12 protein-coding genes and 1 other RNA gene are annotated in these 12,666 nt (G+C 64.5%); 6 read left to right on the forward strand and 7 right to left on the reverse strand.

The window, feature by feature from the left end; all coding sequences use genetic code 11:
• Positions 1 to 22 precede the first annotated feature (22 nt).
• From GL300_RS01855 to GL300_RS01885, 7 genes are all read right to left on the reverse strand, one after another.
• The gene (locus GL300_RS01855) at positions 23 to 1,072 is read right to left on the reverse strand and encodes a cell division protein FtsQ/DivIB (RefSeq protein WP_155037868.1); all 1,050 of its coding nucleotides are present in this window, start codon (positions 1,070 to 1,072) and stop codon (positions 23 to 25) included.
• Positions 1,060 to 1,995 (reverse strand): D-alanine--D-alanine ligase, encoded by a 936-nt coding sequence (locus tag GL300_RS01860; protein WP_155037869.1) that lies wholly within the window; start codon positions 1,993 to 1,995, stop codon positions 1,060 to 1,062. The genes GL300_RS01855 and GL300_RS01860 overlap by 13 nt, the downstream gene beginning before the upstream one ends.
• A gap of 106 nt (positions 1,996 to 2,101) precedes the next feature.
• Positions 2,102 to 3,040, reverse strand: coding sequence for a UDP-N-acetylmuramate dehydrogenase (gene murB / locus GL300_RS01865; RefSeq protein WP_155037870.1), 939 nt, complete (start codon positions 3,038 to 3,040; stop codon positions 2,102 to 2,104).
• 64 nt (positions 3,041 to 3,104) lie between these two features.
• Complete coding sequence (locus GL300_RS01870; protein WP_343042881.1) at positions 3,105 to 3,383, reverse strand: DUF2484 family protein; 279 nt, start codon at positions 3,381 to 3,383, stop codon at positions 3,105 to 3,107.
• The gene (murC, locus tag GL300_RS01875; protein ID WP_155037872.1) at positions 3,380 to 4,807 is read right to left on the reverse strand and encodes a UDP-N-acetylmuramate--L-alanine ligase; all 1,428 of its coding nucleotides are present in this window, start codon (positions 4,805 to 4,807) and stop codon (positions 3,380 to 3,382) included. The genes GL300_RS01870 and murC overlap by 4 nt, the downstream gene beginning before the upstream one ends.
• Positions 4,804 to 5,895, reverse strand: coding sequence for an undecaprenyldiphospho-muramoylpentapeptide beta-N-acetylglucosaminyltransferase (gene murG / locus GL300_RS01880; RefSeq protein ID WP_246195059.1), 1,092 nt, complete (start codon positions 5,893 to 5,895; stop codon positions 4,804 to 4,806). The genes murC and murG overlap by 4 nt, the downstream gene beginning before the upstream one ends.
• Positions 5,892 to 7,061 (reverse strand): peptidoglycan glycosyltransferase FtsW, encoded by a 1,170-nt coding sequence (locus tag GL300_RS01885; RefSeq protein ID WP_155037873.1) that lies wholly within the window; start codon positions 7,059 to 7,061, stop codon positions 5,892 to 5,894. The genes murG and GL300_RS01885 overlap by 4 nt, the downstream gene beginning before the upstream one ends.
• 217 nt (positions 7,062 to 7,278) lie before the next feature.
• Here GL300_RS01885 and GL300_RS01890 point away from each other — a divergent pair, with 217 nt between their 5' ends.
• The 6 genes from GL300_RS01890 to ssrA all read left to right on the forward strand — a co-directional run bounded on the left by GL300_RS01890 (position 7,279) and on the right by ssrA (position 12,602).
• Positions 7,279 to 8,142, forward strand: coding sequence for an ATPase (locus GL300_RS01890; RefSeq protein WP_155037874.1), 864 nt, complete (start codon positions 7,279 to 7,281; stop codon positions 8,140 to 8,142).
• On the forward strand, positions 8,142 to 9,068 hold the full coding sequence (locus GL300_RS01895; protein WP_155037875.1) for a homoserine O-succinyltransferase: 927 nt from the start codon (positions 8,142 to 8,144) through the stop codon (positions 9,066 to 9,068). The genes GL300_RS01890 and GL300_RS01895 overlap by 1 nt, the downstream gene beginning before the upstream one ends.
• Before the next feature lie 3 nt (positions 9,069 to 9,071).
• A complete protein-coding gene (gene ppk2 / locus GL300_RS01900) occupies positions 9,072 to 9,983 on the forward strand; it encodes a polyphosphate kinase 2 (protein ID WP_343042882.1) in 912 nt (303 codons plus the stop codon).
• Positions 9,983 to 10,888 (forward strand): TPM domain-containing protein, encoded by a 906-nt coding sequence (locus tag GL300_RS01905; protein WP_155037876.1) that lies wholly within the window; start codon positions 9,983 to 9,985, stop codon positions 10,886 to 10,888. The genes ppk2 and GL300_RS01905 overlap by 1 nt, the downstream gene beginning before the upstream one ends.
• Positions 10,889 to 11,011: 123 nt before the next feature.
• Positions 11,012 to 12,061, forward strand: a complete 1,050-nt coding sequence (locus GL300_RS01910; protein WP_155037877.1) for an ABC transporter substrate-binding protein — start codon at positions 11,012 to 11,014, stop codon at positions 12,059 to 12,061.
• Between the two features lie 187 nt (positions 12,062 to 12,248).
• Positions 12,249 to 12,602: a transfer-messenger RNA gene (ssrA, locus tag GL300_RS01915) on the forward strand.
• Positions 12,603 to 12,666 lie beyond the last annotated feature (64 nt).

Raw genomic sequence — 12,666 nt, forward strand, 5'->3', positions numbered from 1 at the left:
TCCCTGCCCTCTCTGTTCTTTTTCAGGTCTTTTTTGGGTTGGTTCCGGTCTTCGTGCTGTTCTTCTGGCCAGCGGCGACGCTGGGATTGGTCTCAAGCGGCTTGCCATCCGGGCCGATCTCGGCCTGACCGCGGGCGCGGCGGATGGCGTTCTGGGCCTCATTGCCGATCTGCAGGACCGGACGGAACTCGTTGCGCAGATCGATCTCGGCCACGTCGCGCGACAGCAGATCCTGCGCCTTGTTCAGGGCAATCACCCGTTCCAGCGCACGAAGCGCGCCGTCCTCGGGCAGTTTCACGCGCTGGCCATTGTCCAGCACCAGATCCCAGCGCCGCTCGCCCACACGCTCCAGCCCGCGCAGACGCGGCAGGATCGGGCCAGCGGCCTCGATCAGGGCCATGGCTTCGGGCGCGGCGCGGTCGGCACCCTCGCCCGCGATGATCGGCAGGTCCTTGCGCACATCGCGCGCGGTGACCGAGGCGACGCGGTGGCCGGTCTTGTCCAGCAATTCCAGCCCGCGGGCATGGCGCCACAGCACGGCCGGCACGCGCTCGGTGACCACCGCCGTCAGCACGCCACCCGGCGTGATGCGCAGGTCAACCGCCTCGACAGCGTCCAGCATGCGGACCTTTTCGCGCAGCTTGGCCAGATCGATATCGAAACTCGACGCCGGAAGCTCGACCGGCAGCATGGCGCGCAGCGCCTTGTCCACGACCTCGGACGCGCCTTCGATCCGCATCGACTGCACCATGAAGGCGTCGCGGTGCTGGACCTTGTCCACCACCCCATCGACGCCGCTATACAGGTTCGCGCGCCGGGTTTCGTCCGACAGCCAGATCCCGCCCACCATGGCGATCAGGAAGGCCGGCAGGCCCACCCGGATCAGCCGCCGCATCAGCGGGCGCAGCATCATCCGGTTCAGGCGATAGGCCAGACGGGACGGTGCGGGATCGCGACGCGGAGTGGCCTTGGCAGCACCAACCTGAGGCGCGGGACGCGACGGCACATGCCGCACCGGTGCGGGACGACCCTGATCGGCATCGCGATGCCCAAAGGGGTTCAGTCCCTGCATAGCGCCTCCTCGACGATCCACGAACAGAGCGCAGGGAAATCCATGCCCACATGCGCGGCCTGTTCCGGCGCAAGCGAGGTGGGGGTCATGCCGGGCTGGGTGTTGACCTCAAGAATGATCAGCCCGTCCAGACCGCGGCTTTCGTCCCAGCGAAAATCGGTGCGGCTCAGGCCACGACACCCCAGCGCCTGATGCGCGCGGACGGCGTAATCGTGGCAGGCATGCATGATTTCGACCGGGATTTCCGCCGGGATGACATGGGTCGAGCCGCCGGGCTTGTATTTCGCGTCGTAATCATACCAGCCGGTGGTCTTGATCTCGGTCACGCCAAGGGCGCGGTCGCCCAGCACGGCGGTGGTCAGCTCGCGGCCCGGCGCATAGGTTTCGACCATGACGCGGGCGGGCATGTGTTCGGACAATTGCGGCGGGCTGTTGGCAGCCTCATGCACGATATAGACGCCGACCGACGAGCCTTCGTCATTCGGCTTCACCACATAGGGCGGGGCCATGACATGACGCGCGCGGACCTCGTCGCGATCGGCGATCAGGCTTTCGACGACAGGCAACCCGGCCTCGCGGAAGGCCTGCTTGGCGCGGCTTTTGTCCATGGCAAGGGCCGAGGCCAGCACGCCCGAATGGGTGTAGCGATAGCCCAGCCAGTCCATCAGACCCTGAACGCAGCCATCCTCGCCCCAGCGACCATGCAATGCATTGAATACGACATCGGGCGCGGCATCGGCCAGACGCTCGGGCAGATCCCTGCCCGCATCAATCTCGGTGACTTCATAGCCCGCCTGCCGCAGCGCCTGCGCGCATTCCCGCCCCGAGGACAGGGACACCTCGCGCTCGGCCGAGGGTCCGCCCTTGAGAACTGCGACTTTCGGGGCTGTCCTGCTCGACCTGCCCGCCAATTTCTGCCTCATGCACCCGGTTGATCCGGGTATTTATGCTTTGAGGATAGCCGCTGATCTTTGTTCGCAAAAGTCCCTATTTCGCCTTTTACGCGATTTTTCCAGTCAGACCGGCGGTTTACGGCTCACCGATGCGGATGACTTCCCATTGCAGATCATGGCCGCTGGTCTCATGGACGCGCTTGCGGACCAGTTCGCCCAGGGCCTCAAGCTCGGCTGCGGTGGCGCCTCCGGCATTGAGCAGGAAGTTCGGGTGCTTTTCCGACATCTGCGCCCCGCCCAGACGGTGGCCGCGCAGGCCCGCGGCGTCGATCAGCGACCATGCCTTCAGTTCATGCGTGTCGTCGGCCCGCCCGGTCGAGGAAAACCCCGCCGGATTGCGGAAGGTGGAACCGGCGCTGCGATCCTTGGTCGGCTGGCTCGCGTCGCGGCGGGCCAGCTGATCCTCCATCCGCGCGGCAAGTTCCGCCGGATCGCCAGCTTCGGCGCGGAAGCGGGCCTCGGTCACCACCCAGCCTTCGGGCAGATCGGAATGGCGATAGCCAAAACGCAGATCGGCGGCAGAGATGTCGTGGACGAGACCGTCCCTTGCCACAGCCCGGACCGAGATCAGGTGATCGGCGACATAGGCACCGTAGCAGCCCGCATTCATGCGGATCGCACCGCCGATGCTGCCGGGAATGGTGCGCAGAAAGGTCAGGTCCAGCCCCGCCTCGGCTGCGCGGCGCGCGACATGGGCATCCAGCGCGGCCGCGCCCGCAGTGACGATGCCGCCGTCGCAGGAAATCCCGTTGAAGCCGCGCCCCAGCCGGATCACCACGCCACGGATACCGCCATCGCGCACGATCAGGTTTGAGCCGACGCCCATCGGAAACACCGGAACGGCGGGATCGAGACCCTGCAGGAAATCGGCCAGATCGGCCTGATCAGCGGGCTGGAACAGGTAGTCGGCAGGTCCGCCAACCCGCAGCCATGTCAAATCGGCCAGCGCACGATCGGGCGTCAGCGCGCCGCGGGTCTGGGGCAGAACGGCATGGTTCGGGGCGCGGTCGGACATTGCGGGCTCCTTCGGGCAATCGGCGGGCTTGGTAAACCAAAGCGCCGCAGCACGCAAACCCCGGCTATTGCGCGCCTTGCCGGGACGGACGGCGGCGACGGCGCAGCAGCAGGTCCAGCGGCTGCCAGACCAGAATCGACAGACCAAGCGACAGGAACAGCACGCCAAGCGCCGGGCCGCACAGATAGGTCAGCCAACCCAGCAGCGGCACACCGGCCAGAACCAGCATGCAGGTTGCCGAGTGGCGCCAGTTCATGCGCATCAGGGGAATCGCACAGGAAAGAATGGCCCAGATGGCGGCAAACAGCGCCGCCAAGCCGGGATGGCTTTCCAAGACGATCACGCCGCCTTCTCCGCCAGAAGATCTGGCAGGTTGTTGGCCCAGACCGAGATCGTGCCTGCGCCAAGGCAGACGACCATGTCGCCCGGACGGGCCTGTTCACCCACCAGACGGGCCAGATCGGCCTCGTCGATCACGGCGCGGGCGTGGCGGTGGCCATGGGCGATCAGCCCTGCCACAAGATCGTCGCGCGATGCGCCGGGAATCGGGTCCTCGCCCGCCGAATAGACCTCGGCGATGCCGACCACATCGGCCTCGTTGAAGCAGGTGCAGAAATCATCGAACAGGCTCGACAGCCGGGAATAGCGATGCGGCTGGTGAACGGCGATGACGCGGCCCTTGGTGGCCTGACGCGCGGCCTTCAGGACTGCGGCGATTTCGACCGGGTGGTGGCCGTAATCGTCGATGATGGTGACGCCATTCACCTCGCCCACGCGGGTAAAGCGACGGCCAACGCCGCCAAACTTGGCCAGAGCCTCACGGATCTGGGCGCGCTTCATGCCCAGATGGCGGGCAACGGCCACGGCGGCCAGCGCGTTCGAGACGTTATGATCGCCCGGCATCGGCAGGGTGCAGCCCTCGATCACCGGGGTCTCGCCGTCGTTCAGCTCGGTCTCGCCTTGCAGGGCAATGTCGAAATGCGCGACGCCGTTTTCATAGGTCAGGTTCATGGCGCGCACATCGGCCTGCGCGTTGAAGCCAAAGGTCACAATGCGGCGGTCGCTGAGCTTGCCGACCAGCGACTGCACCTCGGGGTGGTCGGTGCAGCAGACGGCAAGGCCATAGAACGGGATGTTCGAGACGAAATCCTGGAACCCCTTGCGCAAGGCATCGAAGGAACCCCAATGCTCCATATGCTCGGGGTCGATATTGGTGACGATGGCGATGGTCGCGGGCAGGCGGTTGAAGCTGCCGTCGGATTCGTCGGCCTCAACCACCATCCATTCACCCGCACCCGCACGCGCGTTCGAGCCGTAGGCGTGGATCACGCCGCCATTGATGACGGTCGGATCAAGCCCGCCCGCATCCAGCAGCGTTGCGACCATGGTGGTCGTCGTCGTTTTGCCGTGGGTTCCGGCAATGGCGACGTTCGATTTCAGCCGCATCAGTTCGGCCAGCATCTCGGCGCGGCGCACGACGGGCAGGCCACGGCGGCGGGCTTCCTCCAGTTCGGGGTTGCCCTTCTTGATCGCGGTCGAGATCACGACCACGCCCGCATCGCCGATATTCTCGGCGCTTTGGCCTTCGAAGATCGTGGCGCCCAGCGTTTCCAGACGGTCGGTGATCTTGGAGCGCTTCGCGTCCGAGCCCTGCACCGCATAGCCCAGCGTCATCAGCACCTCGGCAATGCCCGACATGCCGATACCGCCGATGCCGACGAAGTGGATGGGCCCAAGTTCGCCCGGCAGTTTGGTCGCTGCGTTCATGCGGTCAATTCCGTAACTAGATCTGCAAGTCGCTGCGCCGCATCTGGGCGGCCAAGGGCAAGAGTCGCCGCAGCCATGTTGGAGGCGCGGGCACCGTCCGAAAGAATGTCCCGCATGTCGCGCCTGAGGCTCTCGGCGTCAAGCACGGATTCGGGAAGCACCATTGCCGCACCGGATTCCCCCAGCGCGCGCGCATTGGCGGTCTGATGGTCCCCGGTCGCGGCTGCGAAGGGAATCAGGATCGAGGGCCGCCCGATCACGGTGATGTCCGCCAGCGACGAGGCCCCGGCCCGGCTGACCACCAGCTGGCAATCGGCCAGCCGCTGCGGCACATCGTCGAAGAAGGGTTTCACCTCGGCCTTGATGCCCGCGGTGGCATAGGCGGCGGTGACCCGCTCCAGATCCTCGGCGCGGGCCTGCTGGCTGATATTCAGCCGCCCGCGGATGTCCTCAGGCAGGCCGATGATGGCGTCGGGGACGACATCGGACAGCACCCGCGCGCCTTGGCTGCCACCAATGACCAGCACGTTCAGCGGGCCATCAGCAGGCGCGACGTAAGGCGCCGCGGCATGGTCCAGCACCGCCTGACGGACAGGATTGCCGGTATGGATGCCGGTGACACCTTCGGGCAGTTGCGTGGGCCATGTTCCGCAGGCGATCTTCTGCACCCGCCGCGCAAAGGCCGTGTTCACCCGGCCCATGATGCCATTCTGTTCGTGGATCATCCGAGGAATGCGCAGCGCCAGCGCCGCCGACATCGCCGGAATCGTCGGATAGCCGCCAAAGCCCACGACCACGGCGGGCCGGTCCTGCTTCAGCGCGCGCATGGCCGACATCACCCCCGAGCCGATGCGGAAGGGCACGGCCAGCTTGTCCGCCGCCCCACCCCGCGCGGTGGTGGCCGAGGCTACGATCTCGCGCACGACTTGTTCTGGAAAGGCCGAGGCATAGCGCGCGCCCCGCTCATCGGTCGACAACTTCACCCGCCAGCCACGGGCCAGCAGCGTTTCCGCCAGGGCCTGTGCGGGGAACATATGTCCACCGGTGCCGCCTGCCGCGATCAGGCAATAAGGTATCATCACGGTCATCGGCGACCCCTTCCCAGTACATCGGCGATCCGGCCCTGCGGGCGCGACCGCGTCAGCGCCAGCAGCATGCCCACCGCGATGCCCGAGGCAATCACCGATGAGCCGCCATAGCTGACGAAAGGCAGGGTCATCCCCTTTGCGGGCAGCAGCCGCACGGCCACGCCCATATTGATCAATGCCTGCACCCCAAAGGCACAGGCCAGCCCCGTCCCGGCGATGCGAGCGAAGGGGTCACGTTCATGCCGCAGCCGCAGAAGCGAGCGCACGACCACGGTCATGTACAGCACAATGATCGCAAGCACCATGATCAGGCCGTATTCTTCGGCCGCGACCGCGATGATGAAGTCGGTATGCGCATCCGGCAGCGACCACTTGACCGAGCCCTCGCCCACGCCGACGCCAAAAAAGCCGCCTTCCTGGATGGCATTCGTGGCATAGCCGATCTGGGTGCGCGGATCGACCTCGGCCGCCAGAAAGCCGTCGATGCGGCGGGCGAAGTGCTCGGACGCGCCGTATGAGAATACGCCGCCGATCATCGCCAGACCGATGACCCCGATCACCAGCGCAATCGGCGCACCGGCGATGAAATACATCACGCACCACGAAAACAGCACCAGCGAGGCCTGTCCGAAGTCCGGCTGCATCGCCAGCAGCAGCACCACCGTCGCGGCAATGCCGAACGAGTAGATCTTGCCCGGCGGGCCGCCGACCTCTTGGCTTGCTGCCATGAACCATGCGCAGATGGCGATGAAGCAGGGCTTCAGGAACTCCGAGGGCTGCACCGACATGCCGCCCGGCAGGCGCAGCCAACGCACGGCGCCCTTGCCGAAATCCGTCCCGATGAAGGGCAGCAGCACGATCGCGACAATGGCGATGGCAAAGCCAAAGACGCCGATCCGCCGCACGAAGCGAGGCGAGAACATCGACACGACCAGCATCGCGCCAATCGCCATGCTGCCAAAAATCGCCTGACGCGTCACATAATAGAACTGCGGCAGGTTGTTCTTTTCCGCCAGCGGAACCGAGGCCGCCAGCCCCAAAAGCAGGCCCATCGCGAACAGGCCCAGCACGCAGGCCAAGGACCATCGGTCGACGGTGCGCCACCAGCGTGGAAGAATCGGATCACCAGCCCGAACGGGTGTGGTGCCAAAGACCATCTCGGTCATGGATGAACCGCCGTCACTGCCTCTGTTTATCCCGTTGCCGGGAGCCCGTTTTCCGGGTCTGCCGCGGATGATAGCGCGATTGCACTGGTCGCGCTACAGCGGATTGATGCGGGCCGCGCACCCGCTTTGCGCGCCCCGATGGCCTGGCGAACGGCCTCCCCCTTTTCACCGGGCGCGCGGGGTTCTAACTATCGCGCAACCGCGAAAAGGAATGCCCATGCTTTACAGGACACAAGCCGAATGGCTGAACGCACAGCGCAGGCGCGTGCTGTTTTTCGGCATGTCGGGTCTGGGCAAGACCTATCTGGCGACCATGCTGCGCAATGCGGGCGACTGGTTCCACTACTCGGTCGATTACCGCATCGGCACGCGTTACATGGGCGAACTGATCGCCGACAACTTCAAGCGCGAGGCGATGAAGGTCCCTTTCCTGCGCGAACTCCTGCTGTCGGATTCGGTCTATATCGCCAGCAACATCACGTTCGAGAACCTCGCGCCGCTGTCCACCTATCTGGGCAAGCCCGGCAGCCCGTCGCGCGGCGGCCTCGATTTCGAGGAATACATGCGCCGGCAGGATCAGCACCGCACGGCCGAGATATCGTCTCTGCTGGATACCGGGCATTTCATCCGTCGCGGCAAGGACATCTACGGCATTCCGAATTTCGTCTGCGATTCGGGTGGCTCGATCTGCGAGGTGGTCGATCCCTTTGCCGATGCGGACCCGGTGCTGGACACGCTGCAGCGTGAATTGCTGCTGGTCTGGATCAAGGGCTCGGACGACCACACTGCGGAACTGGTGCGTCGCTTCGACCGCGCGCCAAAGCCCATGTATTACCAACCGCAGTTTCTTGATCGCGCCTGGACCGATTACCGGGTTGAAAAAGGCCTGACCGAGGAACAGGTCAATCCCGACGACTTCATCCGCTGGACCTATGCCCGCGCGCTGGCCCATCGCCAACCCCGCTACGAGGCGATGGCGCGGCGCGGTGTGACGCTGCTGGCCGAGGAAGTCGCCGAGGTCAGAACGCCGGCCGACCTGATCGCCCTGATCGGTCGCGCCATCGACAGAAAGGACGCATGATGCCCATTACCCTACCGAATGACCTGCCCGCCTTTGACATCCTGTCGAATGAAGGCGTCATGGTCATGTCGCCGGGTCGGGCTGCGACCCAGGATATCCGGCCTCTGCGCATCGGGCTGCTGAACCTGATGCCGAAAAAGATCCAGACCGAGAACCAGTTCGCCCGGCTGATCGGCGCGACTCCCCTGCAGATCGACTTCCAACTGATCCGCATGTCGGATCACGAAAGCCGCAACACCGCCGCCGACCACATGGAAAGCTTCTATCGCCGCTTCTGCGATGTCGAAGCGACCGGAGAGAAATTCGACGGCCTGGTCATCACCGGCGCACCGATCGAGCATCTGCCCTTTGAGGAGGTGACCTATTGGGACGAACTGACTCGCGTCTTTGAATGGACCCAGACGCATGTGCATTCGACCTTTGGCGTCTGCTGGGGCGGCATGGCCATGGCATGGCATTTCAACCGGCTGGAAAAGCACATCCTTGACCACAAGGCATTCGGCTGCTTCCGGCACCGCAATCTTGCCCCCGCCAGCCCCTATCTGCGCGGCTTTTCCGATGACGTGCTGGTCCCGGTCAGCCGCTGGACCGAGGTGCGGCAGGATGAAGTCGACGCAATCCCGGCGCTCCGCACGCTGATCGCCTCGGAACAGTCCGGCCCCTGCCTGATCGAGGACCCAAGCCGCCGCGCGCTCTATGTCTTCAACCATTTCGAATATGACAGCACGACGCTGAAGGACGAATATGACCGCGACGTCATGGCCGGGAAACCGATCAACGTCCCGGTGAATTACTATCCCGACGACGATCCCAGCCTTGCCCCCACGAACCGCTGGCGCAGCCATGCCCACCTGCTTTACGGTAACTGGATCAACGAGATCTACCAGACGACCGAATACGACATGGATCTGATCGGGAAGGGGTAAGCCGTGGCGAAAAAGTCCGGGGACAAGGCCATCGGTCAGGGGCATCCTGATCTGCCCTATGTCGGCGCGATCACGCGATTTTTCGAAAAGGATGCACCCCCGGACATCCGCAAGGCCATCCAGAAGGCCGACAAGGATGACATCCTCAGCGACAGCTACCCCTATCCCGAGGAAATGAAATCCAAGGATTACGACGCCCATATGGAGGTGCTGCAACAACAGCTCGTCCGCATGATGCGCGATGTGATCCATACCGGGAAACGTGTCGTGGTCCTGTTTGAGGGCCGCGATGCCGCCGGCAAGGGCGGCACGATTGAGCGCGTGCGCGAGAACCTGAACCCGCGCTCGGCCTATATCGTGGCCCTGCCCAAGCCCAGTGAGCGCGAGGCCGGGCAATGGTATTTCCAGCGCTATGTCGACTGGCTGCCCGCCAAGGGCGAAATCGCGCTGTTCGACCGCAGCTGGTACAATCGCGGCGTCGTCGAGCGGGTCTTCGGCTTTTCCGGCAAGGATGAGCGCGAGACCTTCTTTCGCCAGCTTCCGCAGTTCGAGGCGATGTTCGCCGATGACGGCATCACGCTGGTCAAGCTGTGGCTCAGCGTGGACCGGGCCGAACAGCTCAAGCGCTTCCTCGACCGCGAGCAGGACCCGCTGAAGCAGTGGAAGCTCAGTTCCATCGACGTGGACGGGCTGGCGAAATGGGACGACTATACCGACGCCATCCATGACACGCTGTCGCGAAGCCATACCGCGGTCGCGCCATGGACGGTGATCCGCTCGGATGACAAACGCCGGGCCCGGATCGCCGCGATCCAGACCATCCTGCATGCGGTGGATTTCGTCGGCCGCGACGATGCGCTGATCGGTCACCCGGACCCCAAGATCTGCGGCGGCCCCGAGATTCTGGCCAATTGATGCGCGAGCTGGCAGCCCTGCTCCTTGGCCTTGCGCTGCTGACACAGGCGGCGCTGGCCGAAGCGCTGCCCGACTGGACCTCGACCACCGTCAACGACTTCGCCCAGATCATCGACCCCGATGATGAGGCCGCGCTGGACCGCGCCCTGACCGAACTTCGCAATAGCACCGGAGTCGAAGGCACGGTGGTCACCCTGCCCGACCGTGCCAGCTACGGCGGAACCGACGGGCTGGAACCCTTTGCCACCCGACTTTTCAACCATTGGGGCGTGGGTGATGCCACCCGCAATGACGGCTTCATGATCCTTGTTCTGGCGCAGGACCGCGAGGCCCGGATCGAGCTTGGCGCAGGCTACCCGAACGATGCCGATATCCGAGCGCAGGACATCATGCGGGGCACGATGCTGCCTGCCTATCGCGCCGGGCATATGTCGCAAGGCATCCGCGACGGGACCGAAGCAGTCATTTCCCTGATCGCCCGCCCCCATGCGCAGGGTCTGCCACCCCCGGCAAAGCCCCGGACGAATTGGGTGGACCGGGCGCTAAACCTTGTTTTCTTTGGCGCCTTCGCCGCGATCTTTGCCGCCATCGGCATCAAACACTGGCGTCGACGCCATTGCCCGCAATGCGGCAAGGGCGGCATCACCACCACCCGCAGCCCGCATCGCGAAACCCAGCCCGAGGGCGGCTACATGATCGCCCAGACCGACGTGACCCGTCGCTGCCCGCATTGCGACTGGTCCGAAACCCGCCCGGCACCGATGCCCCAGCGCATCTTCTATGGTCCTGACGACCGCGTATTGCGACGCGAACGCAACCCGGCCTATCGCGCCGCCTCACGCGGGGGCGGATCGGGCTTTGGCGGCGGCTCATCGCGAGGCGGCGGAGCTTCCGGGCGCTGGTAGACCCGCCTGCAATATTATGCGGCAGTGCTCCCGGAACGGGCAAATCCCAGTCACCGAACGCTTGCGAGGCTGCGGCGGGGCCGCTAGCGTCCATGTCATCGACTACCCATCCAAAGGTCACAGATGAAACTTCTGCGCTCCTCCGCCCTCGCCCTTGTCCTGTCGGGCGCTGCCCTGCCCGCCCTTGCTGCCGATTCCGAACTGACCGTCTTCGACTGGGCGGGATTCGAGGAACCCTCGATTTTTCAGGGCTATATCGACAAATATGGCGATAGCCCGACCTATGCCTTCTACGGCGATGACGACGAGGCCTATCAGAAGCTCGCCTCGGGCTTCAAAGCCGATGTTGCCCATCCCTGCTCGCAGATGATCTCGAAATACCGCGATGCCGGGCTGATCGAGCCCTGGGATGTCTCGAAGATCCCGAACTTCGCCGATATCGACCCGAAGTTCCTCGACAGCCCGATCTTCAAGGACGATCAGGGCGTCTGGTTCGTCCCCACCGACTGGGGCGCGACCGCCATCGCCTATAACACCGAGACCGTCCCGGCCGAAGACGTGGCCAGCCTGAACGTGTTCCTCGACCCAAAATACCAGGGCCGCACCTCGCTGCCCGATTCGGCCGATGACGTTTGGGCGCTGGCCTATCTGGCGACCGGCGTGACCGACTGGACCAAGGTGACGGATGAGCAGTTCACGGCGGCCGCCGACTGGCTGCGCAAGGCGCATGTGAACGTCGCCGCCTATTGGGCCGACCCCTCGGAACAGGCGCAGCTGATGGCCTCGGGCGCGGTCGATATCGCGTGGTCGTGGAATGACGGCGTGGTGCTTCTGGAAAACGACGGCTTCCCCGTCGGCTTCCAGCGCGCCCCGAAAGAGGGTTCCTCGACCTTCTTCTGCGGCTACATCAACATGAAGAACGGCCCCGGCAACGAAGAAAAGGCGCATGACTTCATGAACGCCTGGCTTGCCCCGACCTCGGCCAAGGCGCTGCTGGAAACCATCGGCTACGGCCATACCTCGACCGTGGCGATGGAGACGATCAAGGACGAGCCCGCCGTCAAGAACGGCCTGTCAGAGATCGACGTCCCGATCCTCGCGCAGACCCCGAATGACCCGGCGCAGCGCGAAAAGCAGCTGGCCGAGTTCGAAAAGATCAAAGCCGGCTTCTAACTCCAGACGCAAACCCGAGCGCCCCGCCCTTGTGCGGGGCGCTTCGCTTTTGCCAGCCTTGCAATGGGTATTTGTGAAACGGTGAAGCCGTCAGGTCCCGCGCCGCCCCTTGGTCTTTCTTCGTTTGAGAAATACCCCAAGGGGTGAATTGGACCGCTTGCGGGCCAAGAGGGGAACAGCGTTCCCCTCCCTTGCGGCTGGCACGGCCCCCGCCTATATTGCCCCTGTTCGGGTTCGCCCGGACTATGGACATAAACGCGCAGGTAATAAGCGGATCGGACCCGGGGGCGGTACCCGGCGACTCCACCAAACTCCCTCGTTGGGGGCACTTGGGGTCGAAACAGGATCGACGAACGTCTAAAGCTGTTTGCTTTGTCTCGGTGAGCTACCACCGTTATCGGTGCAAATTGTACAGTTGCCAACGACAACCGTGCTCCGGTCGCTCTGGCTGCGTAAGCAGTTCGAGTTACCGAAACTTAAGCCCTTGCGCCTAGCAGCGTAAGGCGGGGCCCGCAGGAGCCTGGCAACAGAATCCTGCACCTTCCCCTTTCCTTCTGGTTTTTCGCCCATCCCCGGCCTATTTCAGGGCCAAGCTAGGGGGATAC

This window comes from Paracoccus litorisediminis (assembly GCF_009711205.1).
Taxonomy (GTDB): Bacteria; Pseudomonadota; Alphaproteobacteria; order Rhodobacterales; family Rhodobacteraceae; genus Paracoccus; species Paracoccus litorisediminis.